At 55.5% G+C, this 21252-nt stretch carries 20 protein-coding genes and 2 pseudogenes; 17 read left to right on the top strand and 5 right to left on the bottom strand.

The window, feature by feature from the left end; all coding sequences use genetic code 11:
- Positions 1-207: 207 nt before the first annotated feature.
- The 4 genes from KTJ90_RS17510 to KTJ90_RS17495 all read left to right on the top strand — a co-directional run bounded on the left by KTJ90_RS17510 (position 208) and on the right by KTJ90_RS17495 (position 4719).
- Complete coding sequence (locus tag KTJ90_RS17510) at positions 208-1539, top strand: extracellular solute-binding protein (protein WP_003855662.1); 1332 nt, start codon at positions 208-210, stop codon at positions 1537-1539.
- A gap of 57 nt (positions 1540-1596) precedes the next feature.
- A complete protein-coding gene (locus KTJ90_RS17505) occupies positions 1597-2469 on the top strand; it encodes a carbohydrate ABC transporter permease (RefSeq protein ID WP_003855659.1) in 873 nt (290 codons plus the stop codon).
- A complete protein-coding gene (locus KTJ90_RS17500) occupies positions 2469-3284 on the top strand; it encodes a carbohydrate ABC transporter permease (protein ID WP_003855657.1) in 816 nt (271 codons plus the stop codon). The genes KTJ90_RS17505 and KTJ90_RS17500 overlap by 1 nt, the downstream gene beginning before the upstream one ends.
- Positions 3285-3387: 103 nt before the next feature.
- Complete coding sequence (locus KTJ90_RS17495) at positions 3388-4719, top strand: glycoside hydrolase family 28 protein (protein ID WP_008926641.1); 1332 nt, start codon at positions 3388-3390, stop codon at positions 4717-4719.
- A gap of 1 nt (position 4720) precedes the next feature.
- Here KTJ90_RS17495 and KTJ90_RS17490 read toward each other — a convergent pair whose 3' ends face one another.
- Positions 4721-5791 carry a tartrate dehydrogenase gene (locus KTJ90_RS17490; protein ID WP_192377863.1) on the bottom strand — a complete coding sequence of 357 codons (1071 nt, stop codon included), beginning with the start codon at positions 5789-5791 and terminating at the stop codon, positions 4721-4723.
- A 64-nt stretch (positions 5792-5855) separates the two neighbouring features.
- On the opposite strand from KTJ90_RS17490, the gene KTJ90_RS17485 reads away from it, so the two are divergent.
- A complete protein-coding gene (locus KTJ90_RS17485) occupies positions 5856-6794 on the top strand; it encodes a LysR family transcriptional regulator (protein ID WP_008926643.1) in 939 nt (312 codons plus the stop codon).
- Positions 6795-6995: 201 nt separating this feature from the next.
- On the top strand, positions 6996-8090 hold the full coding sequence (locus tag KTJ90_RS17480) for a YncE family protein (protein WP_105099497.1): 1095 nt from the start codon (positions 6996-6998) through the stop codon (positions 8088-8090).
- Between the two features lie 29 nt (positions 8091-8119).
- Here the strand turns inward: KTJ90_RS17480 and KTJ90_RS17475 are convergent, their stop codons facing one another.
- The 4 genes from KTJ90_RS17475 to KTJ90_RS17460 all read right to left on the bottom strand — a co-directional run bounded on the left by KTJ90_RS17475 (position 8120) and on the right by KTJ90_RS17460 (position 11445).
- A complete protein-coding gene (locus KTJ90_RS17475; protein WP_003855645.1) occupies positions 8120-8413 on the bottom strand; it encodes a DUF1330 domain-containing protein in 294 nt (97 codons plus the stop codon).
- Positions 8414-8423: 10 nt separating this feature from the next.
- Positions 8424-9287: a glutathione-dependent disulfide-bond oxidoreductase gene (gene yghU / locus KTJ90_RS17470; RefSeq protein WP_003855644.1), complete on the bottom strand. Its 864-nt coding sequence runs from the start codon at positions 9285-9287 to the stop codon at positions 8424-8426.
- 217 nt (positions 9288-9504) lie between these two features.
- Positions 9505-10383 carry a sugar phosphate isomerase/epimerase family protein gene (locus KTJ90_RS17465; RefSeq protein ID WP_003855643.1) on the bottom strand — a complete coding sequence of 293 codons (879 nt, stop codon included), beginning with the start codon at positions 10381-10383 and terminating at the stop codon, positions 9505-9507.
- An 18-nt stretch (positions 10384-10401) separates the two neighbouring features.
- On the bottom strand, positions 10402-11445 hold the full coding sequence (locus tag KTJ90_RS17460; protein WP_499025586.1) for a Gfo/Idh/MocA family protein: 1044 nt from the start codon (positions 11443-11445) through the stop codon (positions 10402-10404).
- A gap of 327 nt (positions 11446-11772) precedes the next feature.
- Between KTJ90_RS17460 and KTJ90_RS17455 the strand changes: the two genes are divergently transcribed.
- The 11 genes and pseudogenes from KTJ90_RS17455 to KTJ90_RS17405 all read left to right on the top strand — a co-directional run bounded on the left by KTJ90_RS17455 (position 11773) and on the right by KTJ90_RS17405 (position 21104).
- Complete coding sequence (locus tag KTJ90_RS17455) at positions 11773-12798, top strand: LacI family DNA-binding transcriptional regulator (protein ID WP_008926647.1); 1026 nt, start codon at positions 11773-11775, stop codon at positions 12796-12798.
- A 150-nt stretch (positions 12799-12948) separates the two neighbouring features.
- Positions 12949-13866, top strand: coding sequence for a TIM barrel protein (locus tag KTJ90_RS17450; protein ID WP_003855640.1), 918 nt, complete (start codon positions 12949-12951; stop codon positions 13864-13866).
- Between the two features lie 10 nt (positions 13867-13876).
- Complete coding sequence (locus tag KTJ90_RS17445; protein WP_499025584.1) at positions 13877-15046, top strand: Gfo/Idh/MocA family protein; 1170 nt, start codon at positions 13877-13879, stop codon at positions 15044-15046.
- 1007 nt (positions 15047-16053) lie between these two features.
- The gene (tssB, locus tag KTJ90_RS17440; RefSeq protein WP_003855638.1) at positions 16054-16554 is read left to right on the top strand and encodes a type VI secretion system contractile sheath small subunit; all 501 of its coding nucleotides are present in this window, start codon (positions 16054-16056) and stop codon (positions 16552-16554) included.
- Between the two features lie 24 nt (positions 16555-16578).
- Positions 16579-17334 (top strand): annotated as a pseudogene (locus tag KTJ90_RS17435) (type VI secretion system contractile sheath domain-containing protein); the annotation flags it as partial.
- Positions 17335-18489 (top strand): annotated as a pseudogene (locus KTJ90_RS17430) (AAA family ATPase); the annotation flags it as partial.
- A gap of 369 nt (positions 18490-18858) precedes the next feature.
- The gene (gene tli1a / locus KTJ90_RS17425) at positions 18859-19392 is read left to right on the top strand and encodes a Tli1a family immunity protein (protein ID WP_008926657.1); all 534 of its coding nucleotides are present in this window, start codon (positions 18859-18861) and stop codon (positions 19390-19392) included.
- On the top strand, positions 19380-19505 hold the full coding sequence (locus KTJ90_RS17420) for a hypothetical protein (RefSeq protein WP_008926658.1): 126 nt from the start codon (positions 19380-19382) through the stop codon (positions 19503-19505). Before tli1a (KTJ90_RS17425) ends, KTJ90_RS17420 begins: the two co-directional genes overlap by 13 nt.
- A gap of 154 nt (positions 19506-19659) precedes the next feature.
- On the top strand, positions 19660-20190 hold the full coding sequence (gene tli1a / locus KTJ90_RS17415; protein WP_110411715.1) for a Tli1a family immunity protein: 531 nt from the start codon (positions 19660-19662) through the stop codon (positions 20188-20190).
- 267 nt (positions 20191-20457) lie between these two features.
- A complete protein-coding gene (tli1a, locus tag KTJ90_RS17410) occupies positions 20458-20991 on the top strand; it encodes a Tli1a family immunity protein (RefSeq protein ID WP_008926661.1) in 534 nt (177 codons plus the stop codon).
- Entirely contained in the window at positions 20979-21104 is a 126-nt protein-coding gene (locus KTJ90_RS17405; RefSeq protein ID WP_008926662.1) for a hypothetical protein, read from the top strand. Before tli1a (KTJ90_RS17410) ends, KTJ90_RS17405 begins: the two co-directional genes overlap by 13 nt.
- Positions 21105-21252: the final 148 nt, after the last annotated feature.

Raw genomic sequence — 21252 nt, 5'->3', positions numbered from 1 at the left:
AAAGCCAGCGCGGCGTGCTGATTTGCGCGCCATGTCGCTGATTATTTGCGCGTGCTCACAGCCTGACAATTCGGTCGGCAGGCTGTTTGACTTTATTTTTTTATTAAAGTAAGTATGAGTGAGTGCGTTTGTGTGCGGCTGCAGCCTGCAGGATGTCAGGCGGTGAGATGAAAGGATGCCGACCCTGGTCTGAAGAAGGTGAGCATAATGTCTGTTTCTTCCGTTCGTTCGTTCCGAATTCGCAATGTGGGTCGGCTGCTGGTAGCGGGCCTGCTGGCGGGCAGCGTCTCTCATGCCGCCCACGCTGCTGTCACTCTGAATGAGTGGGATATCTACAACTACCCTGAGCAGACCGCTGCGGTGGATGAAGGGATTAAAGAGTTCTCACAGCAGAATCCCGGCATCGTGATTAACCGCTCGGTTCACTCCTTTGAAGATACCCGTATTCCGCTGAAGCTGGCACTGACTGCCGGTGATGGCCCACAGATCGCCCAGGTCAACCAGGGCGGCGGCGATATGGGTTCGCTGGTTAAAGATAAGCTATTGCTGCCGCTCGATAGCTATGCCGCCAGCGACGGCTGGACTACCCGCTTCCCGGACTCGATTCTGAAACGTAACCGCTGGTCAGACAGCGGCGAGTTTGGTAGCGGCAAGCTGTATGGCATCGCCAGCCTGGGCGAAATGGTCGGGCTCTATTACAACAAAGCGGTGCTGGACAAAGCGGGCATTGCGGTGCCGAAAACGCTGGCTGAGCTGGAGAGTGCCATGGCGAAGCTGAAACAGCAGGGCACCGCGCCGATGATGCTCGGCCTGCTGGATGGCAACATGGGCCAGCAACTGCTTAGCACGCTGTGGCAGGCGCAGATTGAAAGCCATGACCGCAAGACGCTGGATAATCTGATTTACGATGTGGGCGGCACCTTCAAAGACAGCAAGCTGGTCAATGCCGCCACGATGATGAAGAGCTGGACCGACAAAGGCTACTTCTTCCCTGGCTTCCAGGGCATTGGTCACGACGATGCGGCGACGCTGTTCCAGAACGGTCAGGCTGCGTTCCTGGTCAGCGGCACCTGGTATCTCGGCCAGTTTAAAGACAACAAAGATATTCACTTCGCCGCGATGCCTGCCGGTGAAGGCGTGAAACAGCCGCTGATGGTGGGCGGTACCGATCTGGCGTTCTCAATTACCAGCACCGCCAAAGGCAAAGATCAGCAGGAGGGTGCAGCGAAGTTCATCAACTATATGGTCTCTGATGCCATGGCGAACCGCTGGCTGAAAGTGGGCTTCCTGCCGGCCAGCACGAATAAAGCGGCCAAAATGCCAGCGGATAATCCGCTGCTGGCGGAGGCATATCAGGTCTGGCTGACGCTCAACGACTATGACGGTTTAGGCCACTACGTGGACTGGGCAACACCGACCATGAACGCCGAGCTGAATCAGAACGTCCAGCTGCTGCTGGCGGGTCGTCAGACCCCCGATCAGATGGTGGTGAATTTTGATAACAACTATCAGCGTTACCTGAAAACCCTGAAGCATTAAGCCGGAGGCCCGGCGAACAGCCGGGCCTGAGCATCGTTCTGAACCACGAGTAGGGTTATGTTGAATTTAAGCAGCTGGCGTAATTTCCTCTATGTTCTGCCTGCGGTGCTGGTCTATGCGGTGTTTCTGCTGTTCCCGCTGCTGGCCTCGCTGGGCATCAGTTTTACCGAATGGGACGGCACCTCACTGCCGGTGTTTAGTGGCATCAGCAACTACATGCGGATGTTCAGCGATCCGGTGTTCTGGATTGCGCTGGGCAATAACGCCATCCTGATGCTGTTCTATACCCTGTTGCCGATTGGCGTCGGCCTGCTGCTCTGCAGCTTTCTGTATGACACGCGCAACAATAACGAACGTAGCGTGCTGCGCATTCTCTTCTTCCTGCCCTATATCATGCCAATGGCGGTGCTGGGTGTAGTATGGCGCTGGCTCTATAACCCGGCGTTTGGCCCCATCGACCAGATATTACGCGCGATCGGATTGCCCCAGCTGGCGCTCTCCTGGCTGGGTGATTTTACCTGGGCGCTGCCCGCTGTCGGTCTGGTCGCGACCTGGTACTTCTTCGGCTTCTGTCTGGTGCTGTTTATGGCAGGCCTGCAGCGTATGGATCCCTCACTGCTGGAAGCCGCCGATCTGGATGGCTCATCGCGCCGTCAGAAATTTATGCGTATTACGTTGCCCGGCCTGCGGCCCGAGCTGCGGATTGCGCTGCTGCTGACGGTGATCGCCAGCCTGAAAGCCTTTGACCTGGTCTATGTGATGACGCAGGGCGGCCCAGGCACCTCCACCATGGTCACCAACATCTTTATGTATAAGCAGGGCTTTGACCTGCACTATTTTGGCTACGCCTCGTCGGTGGCGGTGTTCAGCATGATTATTGTTTTAGGGATCAACTATCTGATTCATCTGGCCTTAAAGGAGCGTTACTGATGCGAAGCACGCCGGTGATTTCACGCGCGCTGATCTGGATCGTGGCGCTGATGACGATTCTGCCGTTTCTGATGGCGCTGATGACCTCGTTTAAAACCCAGATGGAGCTGTTTCAGGGCATCTTCACGCTGCCAGCCTCGCTGAATTTCAAAAACTACGTGACCGCGTGGCAGCAGGGACACTTTAACGTCTACTTCCTCAACTCGGTGCTGGTGGTGATTCCGGTCGTACTGTTCAGCGTGCTGCTGGGTATTCTGGCTGGTTTTGGTTTCGCCTGGCTGAAGATCCCCGGTAAAAAAGTGATTGGGGCGATGCTGGCCCTGGGGATGGTGCTGCCGAGTGAAGCCTTTATCATTCCGCTCTATCACGAGCTGCGCTGGATGGGGCTCACCAACACCTATCTGGCGCTGATCCTGCCGCAAATCGCCCTGTCGCTGCCCTTTACCACGCTGATGATCGCCAGCGCGTTTCAGCAGGTGCCGAAAGAGCTGGTAGAAGCGGCGGTGATGGATGGGGCGTCGCGGGTCAAAATTCTGTGGGGCATTCTGGTGCCGGCAATCTGGCCAACGCTGTCGACGCTGGGGCTGCTGCTGTTTATCTGGACCTGGAACGAGTTTCTGATCCCACTGATTCTGGTCAACAAGGATGAGCTGCGCACGCTGCCGATTGGCATGATGTTTTTCCAGAACAAAAACACCATCGACATTCCGGTGCTGATGGCGGGCGCAATGATTGTGATTATGCCGCTGATCGTGGTGTTCCTGATTTTCCAGCGCAAGTTTATCAGCGGCGTCACTGAAGGGGCCGTGAAGTAATTTGTGATATCCCGCACGAAACGGCGTACTGGCGACCAGACAAAGGTTTCCCGCGCCGTGTCGTGCTGGAATTTCTCCTCCTCAATCCTGCGGGAGACGCATGATGCACCTTTCCCTTGCTGATTTTCATCCTGTCGCCGATGGCGAAACCCCGGACACGGCCGTGCTGCAGCGCGCCATGGATCAGATTGCGGCGGCCGGCGGGGGGCGTCTTACCCTGCCTGCCGGGCGTTATCGCAGCGGCTGCCTGAATCTGCCGTCTGATTTTGAACTGCACCTGGAAGCGGGTGCGGTGCTGATCGCCAGTCCGCGGCTGGCTGACTACCAGGCGGTGCAGGCACTCAGCTGTGCTGAGAAGTCCCATAACGTGCTGCTCTATGCGCTGGGCCAGCGCAATATCACTATCAGCGGCACTGGCCGCATCGATGGCGAGGGTGAAGCCTGGTTCGCCGCTGAGCGGGATGAGCAGGGTTATCGCCTGCCGCGTCCTGACCGGCCGCGCATTATCGTGTTTGAAGATTGCGAGCAGGTGACGCTGACCGCCTTTACCATCGTGCAGGCGCCAATGTGGACGGTGCATCTGGTGAGCTGTCGCCATGTGCATATCGACCATCTCACTATCGACAACGCGATGACTATGCCGAATACCGATGCGCTGGATATTGACGGATGCGAGGCGGTGTTTGTCAGCAACAGCTACCTCAGTGCCGCTGATGACGCTATCTGCATTAAAACCACCCACAAACCGGCTGCGCTGCGGCGTCCGGCGCGGCAGATTATGATCACCAACTGCCTGCTTCGCAGTTACAGCTGTGCCTTTAAAATCGGCACCGAAACCTGGGATGATGTGGAAGATGTCACGGTGACCGGCTGCACCATTTTTGATTCCAACCGGGGTATCGGCATTCTGTCGCGTGACGGCGGTGCAATGCGGCGTCTGCTGTTCAGTAACCTGACCTTTGCCTGTCACCATGCGCCGCCCTGTCACTGGGGCAAAGCCGATCCGCTGCATATTTCTGTGCGCCATCGCGATCCCGCCATCACGCCTGGCGTCGTGGAGCAGGTGCAGTTCAGCAACATGACGGGCGTGGCGGAAGGGGCGATTAATCTGCATGCGGCAGAACCGGGCTGGATACGCGATGTGGTTATCAGCCAGCTTCAGATGCGGCAGACCGTGTCGCCGATGACGCAGGGACACTATGACGTGCGACCACCCTGTAACCCCGACTCACCGACCGGCATGGGGCTGGATAACGCCTACAAACTTGACCCGAAAACCGGTGAAGCCTTTGGCGTAGAGCGCTATCCCGGCGGTTTGCCGGGCCTGTTTGCGCGCGGGGTAGAGAACCTGCAACTGCACAACCTGGTGATCAACAGGCCCGCGCCGTTACCGCCAGGCTGGCATGCTGAATGCGTGGTGCAGTTGCCGGACTGATTTACAGCGCGGCGGCGATGGCCGCGCCGAGCTCTTCGGTGCTGGCGTTGCCGCCGAGGTCGCGCGTCAGATGCTCTCCCGCCGCCAGCGTACGTTCAATTGCATTTAACACCGCATCACCCGCCGCTTTGTAGCCGAGATGCTCCAGCATCATCGCCCCACACCAGATCTGCCCGATAGGATTGGCGATGCCTTTGCCTGCGATATCCGGCGCAGAACCGTGAACCGGCTCAAACAGGCTGGGAAACAGGCCTTCCGGGTTAATATTGGCGGAGGGCGCAATGCCAATGGTGCCGGTACAGGCCGGGCCGAGATCGGAGAGGATATCCCCAAACAGGTTGCTGGCCACCACTACATCAAACCAGTCCGGGTGCAGCACGAAGTTGGCGGTAAGAATATCAATATGATACTTGTCGACGCGAACCTCGGGGAACTGGCCGGACATCGCTTCGACGCGGCTGTCCCAGTAAGGCATGGTGATAGCGATGCCGTTGGATTTGGTGGCGGAGGTCAGGTGCTTCTTCTGCCGGCTCTGCGCCAGCTGATAAGCAAACTTCAGGATGCGGTCAACACCGGTGCGCGTCATTACCGTCTCCTGAATCACCACTTCACGGTCGGTGCCAGGGAACATGGTGCCACCCACGCTGGAGTATTCACCTTCGGTGTTTTCACGCACCACATAGAAGTCGATGTCGCCAGGCTGACGGTTTGCCAGCGGCGCTTTCACCCCTGGCATCAGTCGCACCGGACGCAGATTGACGTACTGATCGAACTCACGGCGGAACTGTAGCAGCGAGCCCCACAGTGAAACGTGGTCGGGCACCACATCGGGCCAGCCGACCGCGCCAAAATAGATCGCGTCAAAGGCTTTCAGCTGCGGAAACCAGTCGTCAGGCAGCATTTTGCCATGCTGCTGCCAGTAGTCAGCGCTGGCGTAATCGAACCACTCCCAGCGCAGCGGAATGTTAAATTTCTCAGCAGCCGCATTCATTACACGGACGCCTTCCGGCATCACTTCTTTGCCGATGCCATCGCCAGGGATCACAGCAATAGAGTAGATTTTATCAGTCACAGGGCACCTTTCCGGTTGATGTTCGAATTGTGTACGCAGTATAACTGTCGATTCCGGGGAAATAATGAGCCTGAAAGGCAATCCATTGTTGAATCAAAGTAGAGAATCCCGCACCTCCACTGATGACTTAGCCTTCTTTGTTCGCCTGGCCGCGCTGGATAGTCTGACTGCGGCGGCGCGCGAACTGGGCCTGTCACTGGCAGCGGTAAGCAAACGTCTGAGCCAGCTGGAGCAGCGCCTTGGTGTGCAATTGCTGCGCCGCACCACACGCCGGCTGGAACTGACGCCGGAAGGCCGCCGTTATCTGGCGGGCGCGCGTCCGCTGCTGGATCAGCTTGCGGCGCTGGAAGAGGCGGTCAGCGGTGAAACAGCCCAGCTGCGCGGCACCCTCAACATCAACGCCTCCTTTGGTTTTGGCCGTCGCCATATCGCGCCCTGCGTCTCGGCTTTTGCCGCGCTGCATCCGCAGCTCTCACTGTCGTTACAACTCAGCAGCCAGCCGCTTAATTTTCTTGATGCGCACATGGATATCGATATCCGCGTTGGGGAGCCGCCTGACTCGCGGCTGGTGGCACGTAAGCTGCGAACCAATCCGCGTATCCTCTGCTGTTCGCCCGCCTATGCTGCCCGGCACGGCCTGCCTGCCACTGTGCGCGATCTGGCGCAGCACAACTGCATTTTACTGCGTCAGCACGACAGCGATTTTACCCTGTGGCGGCTGACCTGCGGTGAACAGAGCATCAGCCAGAAAGTGCGCGGCAGCCTGATCACCAACGATGGTGAAGTAGCGATGCGGCTGGCGATGGATGGACATGGCATTCTGCTGCGTTCCTGGTGGGATGCGCAACACAGCCTGGCTGCGGGCGAATTGTTGCCGGTGCTACCGGACTGGCAGGCACCTGATGGTGATATCTTTGCGGTCTGGCAGGCGCAACGCCAGCTTCCGGCTCGTATTACCGCGTTTGTGGCGTTTTTGCAGAATAATCTTCAGGTTGTTGATTAGTCGAGGTTATAAATTGAGTGACGGGCACAGAAAAGCGCCTGTGGACAATAAATATACCGCATTAAGCTGATTCGGTTGCTTCAGGGTGCCGTTGCGTTTACACCCTTTTTAGTGATGCGTATGATTCTCATTCTTTTTCTTCCCTGCCTGCCCGCTGTGTTGCGGCCTGCCGGGAGCAGCAGATGGATAGGGGAGTTAACTATGAAAGCGTTGTTCAGCTCGCGTAAAGCGGCACTCGCACTGGCGATAGTCACCACCTTCAGCCTGACGGCGTGCCAGATGAGAGCGAAAAAAGTGGATGGCAATGCGCTGATGGTGATGCAGCCCTCCAGCCCCGACAATCTGATTCAGCGCGAGCTGGGCGACGGATTATATGAGATGGCGTATCTGCCCGCCAAAAATACGCTCTATGTGGCCAGTGCGCCCGAGGGCAAGGATATCAGTGGCGGTATGATCTATCGTCTTGATGGCACCACGCTGCAGAGCACCGGGGCGGGGCATTACGATCTGAAAAATGCGGGTCTGAGCAGTGGACAGGATGGCAGCGCGCTTTACACCACCCAATCAGTGGATGGTGGCATCGCTAAGATCGATCCCGATACCGGCAACGTGCTGAAGCGCCTGATGTTTGACGAGAAGAATGAGAAAGGATCGCCGGTGAAAACCCGCGAGATCTTTCTGCATGACGGGCTGCTCTATGTCGGCGGCGCAGACGAACCTGGCGTGATCTGGGTCGTTGATGCGAAAACCCTGACGCTGAAAGCCCGGATTAAAAATGCTGGCAAAGGTGTTACAGGCATTATCTTCTCGCCAGTCAGCGATCGCATTTATGCGGCGAACGGCAGCGGTGAAATCCTGGTGATCAATCCGCGCAATCACAAAATCGAGCAGCGCCTGACGGCAGGTGATGGGCAGGACACTCAGTTCCTGAATATGGCAGAAGATCCGGCAACCGGTCGCCTGTTTGTCACGGATAACGCCAAAGAGAAAAATACCCTGGTGTTTGATGAGCGCAGCGGCAAGGTGATTCAGCGCCTTGATCCAGGCGATTCAGTGGGGATTAAGTTTAACGGTAAGCGCAATGAGATTTATATCAGCCAGCGCGAATCGAAGAAGGTGCTGCAGCTGGATGGCACCACGTATGAAGTGAAAAACAGCTGGTCGTTTGAGGGGCATCCAGAAAGCCTGCTGGTCTCACCGGACGGCCAGACACTGTATGTGACTCTGAAGCAGGGCTTCAATGACGACCACAGCCATCAGCTTCTGGATGGCGTGGCGCGTATCACGCTGCAATAAAAAAGGCGGCATCGCTGCCGCCTGAAGTCTTACTTAGCTACACCCTCGACCAGCACCACGCGATAGTTCGCGCCTTTCAGACGGTGCGCTTTGGCAGCCTGATATTCCGGGCTGTCATACCATGCATGTGCTTCTTCACGGCTCGCGAATTCCAGAATTACCACACCTTCTGCTTCCTGACCTTCCAGCGTTTCCAGCTCGCCATAAAAGGCGAGAGGGTTGATCTGATGATCGCCGCGCGCCTGGCCCGCTTTCTCGGCGTAGATCGCCATTTCGTCCTGGTTCAGGGTGTTATCACGAATAAATACAACGTATGCACTCACAGGTCTCTCCTTACGCTTTTTTATCCTGGGTTTTGGTATCGAAGTCAGCCGCATCATGACGCTCATGCAGCTGATCGGCCGGGTCGCCCATGACGCGGTTGACCTTGCGGCCACGAATAACGGCAGGACGCTGTGCGATCTCTTTCGCCCAGCGAACCACATTTTTATAGGACTGCACATCCAGGAATTCGGCTGCGCCATACTGGTCATTCAGCACCATGTTGCCGTACCACGGCCAGGTGGCGATGTCAGCGATGGTGTAGTCATCACCCGCCAGATAGCGGTTATCAGCCAGCCGACGATCCAGCACATCAAACTGACGCTTCGCTTCCAGTGTGAAGCGGTTGATGGCGTACTCAATTTTTTCTGGCGCGTAGTGATAGAAATGACCGAAACCGCCGCCGAGATAAGGCGCTGAGCCTTGCAGCCAGAACAGCCAGTTCAAGGTTTCAGTACGGCCAGCGATATCTTTCGGCAGGAAGTAGCCAAACTTTTCCGCCAGATAGAGCAGAATATTGCCGGATTCAAATACCCGAATCGGCGGCGTTGCGGAGTGGTCGCTCAGCGCAGGGATTTTCGAGTTCGGGTTCACATCGACAAAACCGCTGGAGAACTGATCACCTTCGCCGATACGGATCAGCCAGGCATCATATTCAGCATCGTTGACGTTAAGTGCCAGCAGCTCTTCCAGCAGGATGGTGACTTTCTGGCCGTTAGGCGTGCCGAGCGAATAGAGCTGTAAAGGATGTTTACCGACCGGCAACGCTTTTTCATGGGTGGGACCTGCGAACGGACGATTAGTTTTCGCGCCGTTACCTTTGGCTTCAGGGTCCCAGGTCCAGACTTTTGCGGGCTGATATGCATTTTCCGACATAATGAAAGTTCGCCTTATGGTGTGGTATTGGTCTGGAGTGTAGCAGGTGCTGCAAAGGGGGTTTAACTCTGCTGGCTGTGCGAGGGTGTGCTAAAACGGGGCGAGCTCAGGCGGGTCGCGGCATCAGAGAAAAGTGAATAAAAGTGTGTCAGGCGGGGCGTTTGTTATCCTGAACAGACATTACCGTGCAGCCAGCCATGACTGCACGGCAGGTCGGTTACAGCAGTTCGCGCTCAATCAGTTCGCGGGTTTCAATCGCCTGAACTTTCATCTTTTCCGGATAGCCAAACAGAGACGCTGCGATGATCGGTTCACCGCCGACTTTATGGGTGCGGGTAGCAAAGCCGGTGTCGCGCAGCGTTTTGAACAGGGTATCGAAGTCCACTTCGCCTTCGCCCACGCCAACATGCTGGTGGATGGTGGCATCCACGCCTGGCGGGTTAACGATATAGCGACAGTGTTTTGTATGGTTCATGGTATCGGCGATCAGCATGTGCGACAGATCGTCACCCGCGTACTCCAGCATCGGTTTCACATCCCCTTTGCCTTTGTCATAGAAGAAAGTGTGTGGCGCGCTGTAGATATACTTTACGTTATCGCTGCGGAACGACTTCACGATATCCACGGTTTCGTTGTTCTCTTCGCAGAAATCCCACGGATGCGCCTGAATTTCGACGCGGATGCCTTCACGTTCGATGATCGGCAACAGCTCTTCCATTGAGCGATAGAACATCTCTTCACAGATTTCCGGTTCGTTAGGGGTGCCGGAGAGTTCGGTGTTAATCACCTGCACACCCATCTCAACCGCAATCTCAATCATCCGCTTCCAGTTCTTCACCGCTGCCTGACGGCGCAGCTCATCCGGACCTGACCATCGGTAAACAACGATAAACGAGGAGATCTCCAGCCCGGTGGCGCTTAACGCATTTTTATACTCGGTGATGATTTCACGGCTGGCTTTAGGATGTTTATAAAACGGGTTGATCTGCGGATGTGGCGACTGTTCGATATATTTGTATCCCCAGTCGGCCACCTGATGAACCATACGGGTGATGCCTAAATCTTTGATTACATCCACATCAAAAGCGATTTTCATCTTTCTGCTCCGGGCACATTAAAGTTGCTGTTCTTCATTGAAGGTGATGCCAATCTGCTGCCTGACGTTGTCCATCGCAGCCAGGGTGATAATCGCCTGGTCAAGCGAATGGACAGGGGAGTCGGTCAGGTTCTGGCCGATACACCAGGCGAAGTGGTTAATTTCATGGCTGAGCTGTTCATACCGATTAGTGGGTTCCTGCCATTGCAGGCAGTGACGCCGGTCGCTGGAGGTCAGGGTGAAGTTACCAGGCGCATAGAACTGGCCCGTCAGCTCCAGCGTGGCGTCGCGACCGGCGATCACCGCACCGCCTGGCGTGTTGCTGAACAGCGTGGTATTCAGTACCGACTGCATGCCGTGCCGATGGGTAAACAGCATCGACGTCTGACCGTTAACGCGGCCATTCGGGACGGGCTGACCACGGGCGACGATCGTGTCAGGCGCACCGCCGCCCACAAACACACTCAGCGCCACCAGATAACTGCCGAGGTCAAGCATTGGGCCGCCCGCCAGATCGGCGTTGAAAATGCGATGATCCGGCGTGAAAAACTCCCCGTGATCGGCTATCAGCGTCTGGACGTCACCGGGCACGCCATCCTCCAGCAACTGACGAATAACGTCATACTTCGGCGTGAAGTTGCACCACATCGCCTCCATGCAGAGCAGGTTCGCGGCAGCGGCGGCCTGTTTAAGTTGCGTAGCCTGCTGCGCATTCAGCGCCAGCGGCTTTTCAATCAGCAGAGGCTTTCCGGCGGCAATCGCGCGCAGACCATCGGGGAAATGGTGGTTGTGAGGCGTAGCGATATAGACCGCATCAACATCCTCCCGCGCCAGCAGCGCATCCAGGCTGTCTGTGGCATGGCCGATTGCCCATTTGTCGGCAAAGGCCTGCGCTTTTGCCGGGTCACGTGCGGCGACTGCCGTGATCTGCTGCCGGGTATGCCGACGCAGCGCATGGGCAAAATGATCGGCTATCCAGCCTGGCCCGATAATGCCCCAGCGCAGTCGTGGAACCTGGCTGGCATCCGTTATGCGTGGAGCCGGAAGCGTTGAAGGGAACATAGCTTTTCCTTTTTTACGTACGGGCAGGTGGTGCTCAGGACTCCACTATAGAAAGCCCGCCGTCGTCGCTCTAACCTTTTAATGATGTGATCCCATCAACCGAATCGGTGTGGGATTTTTATCCGTTTTAGCAAATAGATGTTTTGAAGAGAATGCAGAAAGAAATGAATGTTTCATTTTGAGAGGGTGATCAAGGTTAGCACTGATTTTCTATCAAAAAAATGAGAGGAAATGGCCGTGTCACGATAAAGTGTTGATGGCTTATTTAACAGAATCTAAAAGCGTAGCCGTCAGCTAACGCTACCGATAGCAGCAGGGAGAAGGATAATGTCTAAAGTGACGATGACCGCGATCGCGCAGGCGGCGGGCGTGGGTGTGGCGACGGTAGACCGGGTGCTGAACCGCCGTGCGCCGGTTCGCAGCGTGACTGAACAGAAAGTGCTGGCGGCGGCGCGCGAGCTGGGTTATCGCCTGACGCAGGCACACAGTCAGGCCATCCCGACCCTGGCAGAGACTCCACTGCGCGTGAGCTTTATCCTGCTGCCTGCCCGCTATTCATTTTATCAGCAACTGGGCGAAGCGCTGAATCAGCAGCTTAAGATGCAGCAGCCACAGGGCCGCGAACCTGAATTCTGCTGGCATGACATTCACGAAGTGGACGCGGTGGCGCAGTCGCTGCGTCAGCTGGCTCAGCGCAGCGATGTGATTGCGCTGGTGGCGCTGGACCATCCGCTGATTCGTCACGCCATTCAGGATGTGTCACGACTGGGCGTACGAGTCTACGCGCTGTTCTCCGATTTCTCGCCCTGTGAGCATGCGGGGTTTATCGGCATTGATAATCAAAAAGCGGGGCGCACTGCCGCATGGATGGCGCAGCATCTGCTGCGTGAGCCGGGATGCGTCGGAGTACTGCTGGGCGATCACCGCTTTACCTGCCAGGAGAGCAGCGAGATCAGTTTTCGCTCCTATCTGCGTGAGTCGGGCATCCGTCAGCGGGTACTGGAACCGTTAAAGACTTTTGAGTCGTCAGAGGGTGGCTATCAGGCAACCCGCCAACTGCTGGAGACCCATGATGATCTGGTGATGATTTATGCGCCCTGCGGCGGCATAGAGGGTGTGGTGCGGGCACTGCGTGAGAGCGGGCGCCGGGAGATCGACCTGCTGTGCCACGGTCCGCTGCCGGGTGATGAACTGGCGCTGATTGACGGCACCATCACGCTGATGCTGCGTCATCGCCTTGATGCCATGGCAGAGGCGGTCATACATACCTGTCTCCACAGCCGATCGGAGCAGCACGACCATTTTGCGCAGGTCACCGTGCCGTTTGAGATCGTGACGCGTGAAAACCTGTAAAAAGAGCAGGTTAGCCTATATTTGATAGTAATCTATCATTTATCGCAATTTTTAAACGCGATCTCTATCAAAAAATGAAACTTTCACTGTTGTCCAGGATGAAATTTTTATTTGATACTGCCCGCAGTTCTCACTGCACAGGCAGATATCATGACCTTTCATATTGCTAATGCGCCCTGTAGCTGGGGCGTGGATGATCCCGCTAATCCCTGGCTACCGCCGTTTCACAAAGTCCTGACCGAGGCCGCGCAGGCTGGCTACCCCAGCATCGAACTCGGCCCCTGGGGTTATCTGCCAGTGAATGCCGATGAGCTGACCCGGCAGCTTAATGCCCACTCGCTTTCGCTGGTGGCGGGGACGATTTTTGATGATTTAGTCAGTGAGGCGCATTTTCCGGCGCTGGTAACGCTGACTCACAATTTGTGTCGCACGCTCGCCAGCGTGCCGACAGCCGCCAGAACACCTGGAGCCAGCGCGCCTTATCTGGTGATCATCGACTTCGGCAATCCGGAGCGGGCGAAATATGCGGGTCAGTCAGAAAAAGCGCCACGCCTTTCCGCGGATGACTGGCAGTGCATGATGCAGCACATCACTATTCTGAGCGAGATTGCCTGGCAGGAGTATGGCGTGCGGCCAGTGATCCATCCGCATGCGGGTGGCTGCATAGAGTTTGCCGATGAGCTGGCGCAGCTGGTCTCTGACATTCCGCATGAGGTCGCTGGTTTATGCCTGGATACGGGCCATCTCTATTACGCCGGCATGGATCCGGTGGCGTCGCTGGAACAGTACTGGTCGCGCATCGATTACCTTCATTTTAAAGACGTCAATCAGCAGATCTGGCGTGACGCGCGCTCTCGCGGACTCGACTTTTTCACCGCCTGCGCACAGGGCGTGATGTGTCCGCTCGGGCAGGGCGCAATCGACTATCCGGCGGTGCGTAGGCTGCTGACTGAGCGTAATTATCAGGGCTGGATCACCATCGAACAGGAGCGTGATCCGCGCCATGCCGACACCAGCCTGCGGGATGTTAAAGCCAGCCTGGACTATCTCCGATCAACCGGATTCTGAGGACAACAGCATGATTAACGGTAAAAAAGCGGCTAATCGCTCACTTCGCTGGGGCATGATCGGTGGCGGCGGCACCAGTCAGATTGGATATATCCATCGTTCGGCGGCACAGCGTGACGGTAACTTTGTGCTGCTGGCGGGCGCGTTTGATCTTGATGCGGTACGTGGGCGCGAGTTCGGTCAGGCGCTGGGTGTGGCACCTGAACGCTGTTATCCCGATTATGCCAGCCTGTTCGCCGGGGAAGCAGGGCGCGAAGATGGCATAGAAGCGGTGTCGATCGCCACACCTAACAATACCCATTTCGCCATCTGTCGGGCGGCACTCAATGCCGGGCTACATGTTGTATGCGAGAAGCCGCTCTGTTTTACGGTCGAAGAGGCCGATGAGCTGGAGCAGCTAAGTCGTGAGAAGCAGAAAATTATTGGCGTCACTTATGGTTATGCCGGGCATCAGTTGGTTCATCAGGCCAGAGAGATGATTGCCGAAGGGGCCCTGGGAGAGATCCGCATCGTGAATATGCAGTTTGCTCATGGCTTCCATAATGAAGCGGTGGAGCTACAGAGTGAAAGCACCCGCTGGCGGGTCGATCCGCGTTTTGTTGGCCCGAGTTACGTGTTAGGCGATCTGGCGACGCATCCGCTATTTATCGCTGAAACGATGTTGCCGCAGTTAAAAGTGACGCGTCTGCTCTGTTCCCGCCAGAGCTTTGTCACGTCGCGTGCACCACTGGAGGATAACGCCTTTATGATGATGGAGTATGACAACGGCGCGGTCGGCACGCTCTGGGCGTCGGCGGTAAATGCCGGATCGATGCATGGGCAGAAGATCCGCGTGGTCGGATCGAAGGCCAGTCTGGAGTGGTGGGATGAGCAGCCAAACCAGCTGCGATACGAAGTGCAGGGCGAACCCGTGCGGATTCTGGAGCGCGGCATGGGCTATCTCAGCCCGCGCGCGCTGGAAGAGGACCGCATTGGCGGAGGGCACACCGAGGGATTATTTGAAGCCTGGTCGAATCTTTATCGTCGCTTCGCACTGGCAATGGATGCGACCGATCGCCACGACTCTGCCTTCCTTGAGGATTTCTGGTATCCCGATGTGCATGCCGGATTAGCGGGCGTGCGCTGGGTGGCGCAGTGCGTGAAATCAGCGGACGCCGGAGCGGTGTGGGTGGCGTGCTGAAGCGAATATAACGTGAGCGAGCAGACTTTACGGCTGCGGTATAAAGTTAAGCGCTATCTCCTGTGACTGAGCATAAACCGGTTGGATCCGGGCCAGACAGCCCGTATTGGCCGGTTAATTTACTTAAAGCCCGGAACGATGGCTGACAGGAAAAGTAAGCAGCAGAGCATGAGGGGTTCCAGAAATCCGATTACCTGTGCAGAGATATAGTACCTGGACGCATGACCGCCGGAGCATTAAATAATTCTGTTAAACGCTGCACATCTCATCATTGTCTGACTCACTCTGTCTGCATCCGAACGATTGTTGTTCCTGCTCATGTTTATTCAGCAGCGGCTAACATGTGCAGGTCGCAGACGTGATTTCTATTTCCCCCTCATTCATATCGTGTCATTGCACGCGTCATTTCACTATTCCGGAAACAATCTGTTAACCAGCGTTGTCATTTTAGTTCAGCAAAATAAATAACACCGATTTAACCAAGCGATTAATTTTTATTGAAACACAGTAAATGCTGTTTGTTTTTTTAAATATTTATCTTCTCCTGCTTCCCGTTTATTGAATAAAGCCATAAATCAGATATTTCGCGCAACTGATGGAAAATCGTACTGCTTAGTGATTAATGTAAATCAGCCGCTTACTGCACACCCTTATTCTGTAAGACCTTATCGGGATTCGCAGGAAAATTCTTATAAATCATCATGATGATTCGGGCTTGTTAAAATCAGCATCGGTAATATTCTGTTACATCTTTCCGTTTACGCTCAGGCATTCAACGTTCCTACACTCCGCCTACTGGGTTTTATCTGAATTTTTTCATTTCAGACAAATGACTCAGAAATACCGTGTCGACATGCTGGTGAAGGGAATACGCCCGCTTTTAATTCCGGATTTCTGATTTACGTCGGATGACGTGAAACGTGAAGCTGTTCTGGCCGGGTCTTACTTTTCCGTTTATTTCTCACTGGCACTGACCGCTTCTGTCAATTCATAGAACAGGGACAACCATGTCTGACTCTTCCTTTCAGTCCGAAATACCCAAAGCGCGCATTAATTTAAAACTTGATTTGCACACGGGAGGCGCAGGCAAAAAAACCGAGCTCCCGCTGAAATTACTGGTGGCGGGCGACTTCAGTAACGGTCAGGCGTCTGCGCCCCTGTCCGAGCGCAAAAAAATTAACCTGAATAAAAATAACTTTGACGCCGTGCTTTCTGAATATTCCCCGAAAGTAAACCTGACGGTTAAAAACACGCTGGCCGGTGACGGCAGCGAAGACAACATCAGCCTGACCTTCCGTAGCATGAAGGATTTCACCCCGGAACAGGTCTCCCGCCAGATTCCCCAGCTGAAAGCCATGCTTTCCATGCGAAGTTTACTGCGTGATTTAAAGGCGAACCTGCTGGACAACCAGACGTTCCGCAAAGCACTGGAAAACATCCTGCTCGACCCGACGCTAAGCGCAGAGCTCAGAGCCGAACTTTCAGCCCTGGCCCCTGAACAGCCATAACGATTTAACGGATTAATAAGGAAGATGCTGATGTCTGTACAAAACGGCAGTGCCGCGGCTGGCGAAGGTGTGGTGCAGGAACGTCCTGCAGCCGGCGGGATTTATGCCTCGCTGTTTGAAAAAATCAATCTGACGCCGGTCGCCGCGCTGAGTGCGCTGGACACCTGGCAGGACGCGCAGGCGATGTCGGAGGCCACGGCGGACGAGCGGCTGACGGCGGGCATGCAGGTTTTTCTGGAGTGCCTGACCAGGGCGGGCTCAAAGGTTGAAAAACTCGACAAACACCTGATTGACCACCATATCGCGGAGCTGGACTGGCAGATTAGCCGCCAGCTTGACGCCGTCATGCACCATGAGGCCTTTCAGGCAACAGAGAGCCTGTGGCGCGGCGTCAAATCCCTTGTCGACAAAACCGATTTCCGCCAGAACGTGAAGATTGAGCTGCTGGATATGTCCAAAGAAGACCTGCGTCAGGACTTCGAAGACAGCCCGGAAATCATCCAGAGCGGCCTCTATAAACACACCTATATCGATGAGTATGACACGCCGGGCGGGGAGCCGGTTGCCGCGCTGATTTCCGCTTACGAATTTGATGCGTCTGCGCAGGATGTCGCCCTGCTGCGCAGTATTTCCAAAGTGTCTGCCGCCGCGCACATGCCGTTTATCGGCTCTGCCGGCCCGAAATTCTTCCTGAAAGAGAGCATGGAGGAGGTGGCGGCCATCAGGGACATCGGCAACTACTTTGACCGCGCCGAATACATCAAGTGGAAATCGTTCCGCGAGACGGACGATGCCCGAGTGCGCATGAGTCTTGATACGGTGCCGGAACAGATTGTACGCCTTAAGGCACGGCTTACCGCACTGGCGCTGGAAGAGCAGGCGCTGCTGGACGACATCGCCGCCGGCAGCAACCGTCATGGTGATCGCCTGGGTGTCATTGAACAGCTGCGGACGGAACTGGATGTGCGCATCGGAGAACAGGAAGCGCGATTCAGCAGTGAAAAGGCGCTGGCGCAGCAACTGATAGCCGGCCGGCAGGATATCAGCAATCAGGCTAACATTTCCGGCCTGCAGCAGCAGCTTGAGCAGGCACAGCAGGGCGACGTGCTGGTTCAGGTGGATGTGGACACCCGTACGGTTGCGAACGTTATTGCTGACTGGACGGGTGTGCCACTCTCCTCACTGATGAAAGATGAACAGGCCGGACTGCTGACGCTGGAAAATGAAATGGGCCGGCGTGTGGTGGGTCAGGATGCTCCCCTCCATGCCATTGCGCAGCGCCTGCGTGCAGCGAAGACCGGGCTGACGTCAGAGAACGGCCCCCAGGGCGTGTTCCTGCTGGTCGGGCCGAGTGGCGTGGGCAAGACCGAAACCGCCCTGGCGCTGGCGGATGTGCTGTACGGCGGCGAGAAGTCGCTGATTACCATTAACCTCTCCGAATACCAGGAGCCACACACCGTATCGCAGCTGAAAGGCTCGCCGCCGGGTTACGTCGGTTACGGCCAGGGCGGCATCCTCACCGAAGCGGTACGTAAACGCCCTTACAGCGTGATCCTGCTGGATGAAGTCGAGAAAGCGCATCACGACGTCATGAACCTGTTCTATCAGGTCTTTGACCGCGGCTTTATGCGCGACGGCGAAGGCCGCGAAATCGACTTCCGCAATACCGTTATCCTGATGACCTCCAACCTTGGCAGCGACCCACTGATGCAGTTGCTTGATGAGCAGCCGGAGGCCACGGAAGGCGATCTGCAGGAACTGCTGCACCCGATTTTACGCGACCACTTTCAGCCCGCACTGCTGGCTCGCTTCCAGACCGTGATTTACCGCCCGCTGGCGGAAGCTGCGATGCGTACCATTGCAGAAATGAAGCTGTCACAGGTCAGCAGGCGCCTTCATCGCCATTACGGCCTGACCACGCAGATTGACGAGAGCCCAGCCTGGAATCAACGAGAAGTGTCAGAACATCGCCTTAAGCGATAGCCAGTTTGAAGCCCTGATGTGCATCTGCGACGTCAAGCTCATGCTTCGCCATCGTAATGTTCCCGATGCTGGATTTTCCTCTCAGGATCAGCGTTTTACTGCCTGTTTCAACGGTATGTTATCCGCTACCGCCAAAGGGATGATACTGGATGAAGAGCGAGAGGATTGGGTGATTGGGACCCTGACCGGACGACCTTCAGCAGACGTCTGAAAGTGGGGTTATGTGGCTGCTCGCCTTCGGTAATGCTTAGTCATGTCGTTCCGAAAAGTCATGGCAAAGCAGGACGCACATCATCTGATTCTTCATTAAAGGAATGCAAATTGAAAATACGACATTACTTCGTGGTACTGGGTGCCCTGCTGCTGGCGGGCTGCAGTCAGCCGGCGGCGAAAGCCGGAACCCGAAGCGGCGGTGGCGGGGTTATTGTCGCCATCAACCATACCAAATGGGCAATCAATCATTTCAGCGTCGATGGTCAGTCGGGGATTGATATTATCGGGCCGTATCAGGGCGGCGGCGGTGGCTGCTGCTACGGCGTGCCGGCGAAATGGCGGCCGGGAATGACGGTTAAAATCGACTGGGAAACGGGGGTTGGAGGCTCAAAGGGATTTCCGGGGTTTGCAAATAGGGAAAAATACAATGTTTGGCGAAACAAGATGAAAGCCCAGAATAAGCAGCACAGCACGGTGGTACCTGTACCGGACTACACGGGGCAAAAAACCTGTGGGATCACGGTGCACTTTATGCCCTGCGATGAAGTCAGGGTGACTACAAGCTGTGTGAGCCCTGGCAGACCGGGCTATCCAATCAATGAGCCGCTGCAGATGCCGGAGCCAAAAGTATGTCCGAAATAATCACCGAACTGGCGTGGTTCCCGCCGGTGTTTCCGGCTCAGGGGCGTTTACCCACTCAGGCTGCGCTGGCTGGTAAAAACTGCTCGCAGCAGGACAACTGCGAGATTTTATAAAGCATTGAATATCGAAGTTTTTCTACGGAATCGGTAATGACCTTGATCACCGTCTGGCCTTTATTCCCCTTTTGTAATGCTTAGCCATGCCATCCCACAGGGGCATGGCTAAGCAGGACGCACATCATCTGTTTCTTTATTAAAGGAATATAAAATGAAAATACGACATTACCTCGTGGTACTGGGGGCCCTGATGCTGACGGGCTGCAGCCAGCAGCAGGCGAACGCGGAAAGCCGGGGTGGTGGTGGAACCATAGAGGCAATCAACCATACCAAATGGGCAATCAATCATTTCAGCGTCGACGGTCAGTCGGGAATAGACATCATCGGGCCGTATCAGGGCGGCGGGGGCGGCTGCTGCTATGGCGTGCCGGCGAAGTGGCGGCCGGGTATGACGGTCAAAATTGACTGGGAAACTGGTGTGGGATACTCAATGGATTTCCCCGGTTACGAAAATTGGGATAAATATCTGGCCTGGAAAAAAAAAATGAAGGCCCAGAATAAGCAGCATAGCGCGGTGGTACCGGTACCGGACTATTCGGGGCAGGAAACCTGCGGGATCACGGTGCATTTTCTGCCCTGCGATGAGGTAAAAGTGACGACCAGCTGTGCGAACTATGGCCATCCGGAACACCCGATTAAAGAGCCTCTTAAGATGCCGGAGCCCAGAGTATGTCCGAAATAATTACCGAACTGGCGTGGTTCCCGCCGGTGTTTCCTGCTCAGGGGCGTTGACCCACTCAGGCTGCGCTGGCTGGTAAAAACTGCGCGCAGCAGGACAACCGCGATATTTTATAAAGCATTGAATATAAAAGTTTTTCTACGAAATCGGCAATAATCTTAATCACCGTCTGGCCTTTATTCCCCTTTTGTAATGCTTAGCCATGCCATCCCACAGGGGCATGGCTAAGCAGGACGCACATCATCTGTTTCTTTATTAAAGGAATACAAAATGAAAATACGACATTACCTCGTGGTACTGAGTGCCGTGTTGCTGACGGGCTGCAGTCAGCCGGCGGCGAAAGCCGGAACCCGAAGCGGCGGTGGCGGGGTTATTGTCGCCATCAACCATACAAAATGGGCAATCAACCATTTCAGCGTCGACGGTCAGTCGGGTATAGATGCTATTGGCCCCTGGCAGGGGGGAGGTGGTGGCTGCTGCTATGGTGTGCCGGCGAAGTGGCGGCCGGGTATGACGGTCAAAATTGACTGGGAAAGCGGAGAAGCCTCAATGAAAGGCTTTCCTGGGTTTGCAGATACGGCTAAGTATCGAGCATGGGAAAAAGAAATGAGTGCTAATAATCGCCAGCATAGCGCGGTGGTAACGGTACCGGACTATACGGGGCAAAAAACCTGTGGGATCACGGTGCACTTTATGCCCTGCGATGAAGTCAGGGTGACTACAAGCTGCGTGAGCCCTGGCAGACCAGGCTATCCAATTAATGAGCCGCTGCAGATGCCGGAGCCAAAAGTATGTCCGAAATAATTACCGATCTGGCGTGGTTCCCGCCGGCGTTTCCGGCTCAGGGGCGTTTACCCATTCAGGCTGCGCTGGCTGGTAAAAACTGCTCGCAGCAGGACAACTGCGAGATTTTATAAAGCATTGAATATCGAAGTTTTTCTACGGAATCGGCAATAATCTTAATCACCGTCTGGCCTTTATTCCCCTTTTGTAATGCTTAGCCATGCCATCCCACAGGGGCATGGCTAAGCAGGACGCACATCATCTGTTTCTTTATTAAAGGAA

The organism is Pantoea jilinensis (assembly GCF_019104105.1).
GTDB classification, from domain to species: Bacteria; Pseudomonadota; Gammaproteobacteria; order Enterobacterales; family Enterobacteriaceae; genus Pantoea; species Pantoea eucalypti.
Note: the sequence above shows the minus strand (reverse complement) of the source record. Positions and strands in the feature narration are given on the sequence as shown.

Excerpts from the sequence above, each read along its gene's own strand:
- KTJ90_RS17510 (WP_003855662.1), top strand. The coding sequence starts at position 208 with ATGTCTGTTTCTTCCGTTCGTTCGTTCCGAATTCGCAATGTGGGTCGG.
- KTJ90_RS17505 (WP_003855659.1), top strand. The coding sequence starts at position 1,597 with ATGTTGAATTTAAGCAGCTGGCGTAATTTCCTCTATGTTCTGCCTGCG.
- KTJ90_RS17500 (WP_003855657.1), top strand. The coding sequence starts at position 2,469 with ATGCGAAGCACGCCGGTGATTTCACGCGCGCTGATCTGGATCGTGGCG.
- KTJ90_RS17495 (WP_008926641.1), top strand. The coding sequence starts at position 3,388 with ATGCACCTTTCCCTTGCTGATTTTCATCCTGTCGCCGATGGCGAAACC.
- KTJ90_RS17485 (WP_008926643.1), top strand. The coding sequence starts at position 5,856 with ATGAGCCTGAAAGGCAATCCATTGTTGAATCAAAGTAGAGAATCCCGC.
- KTJ90_RS17480 (WP_105099497.1), top strand. The coding sequence starts at position 6,996 with ATGAAAGCGTTGTTCAGCTCGCGTAAAGCGGCACTCGCACTGGCGATA.
- yghU (WP_003855644.1), bottom strand. The coding sequence starts at position 9,287 with ATGTCGGAAAATGCATATCAGCCCGCAAAAGTCTGGACCTGGGACCCT.
- KTJ90_RS17465 (WP_003855643.1), bottom strand. The coding sequence starts at position 10,383 with ATGAAAATCGCTTTTGATGTGGATGTAATCAAAGATTTAGGCATCACC.
- KTJ90_RS17460 (WP_499025586.1), bottom strand. The coding sequence starts at position 11,445 with ATGTTCCCTTCAACGCTTCCGGCTCCACGCATAACGGATGCCAGCCAG.
- KTJ90_RS17455 (WP_008926647.1), top strand. The coding sequence starts at position 11,773 with ATGTCTAAAGTGACGATGACCGCGATCGCGCAGGCGGCGGGCGTGGGT.
- KTJ90_RS17450 (WP_003855640.1), top strand. The coding sequence starts at position 12,949 with ATGACCTTTCATATTGCTAATGCGCCCTGTAGCTGGGGCGTGGATGAT.
- KTJ90_RS17445 (WP_499025584.1), top strand. The coding sequence starts at position 13,877 with ATGATTAACGGTAAAAAAGCGGCTAATCGCTCACTTCGCTGGGGCATG.
- tssB (WP_003855638.1), top strand. The coding sequence starts at position 16,054 with ATGTCTGACTCTTCCTTTCAGTCCGAAATACCCAAAGCGCGCATTAAT.
- KTJ90_RS17420 (WP_008926658.1), top strand. The coding sequence starts at position 19,380 with ATGTCCGAAATAATCACCGAACTGGCGTGGTTCCCGCCGGTGTTTCCG.
- tli1a (WP_110411715.1), top strand. The coding sequence starts at position 19,660 with ATGAAAATACGACATTACCTCGTGGTACTGGGGGCCCTGATGCTGACG.
- tli1a (WP_008926661.1), top strand. The coding sequence starts at position 20,458 with ATGAAAATACGACATTACCTCGTGGTACTGAGTGCCGTGTTGCTGACG.
- KTJ90_RS17405 (WP_008926662.1), top strand. The coding sequence starts at position 20,979 with ATGTCCGAAATAATTACCGATCTGGCGTGGTTCCCGCCGGCGTTTCCG.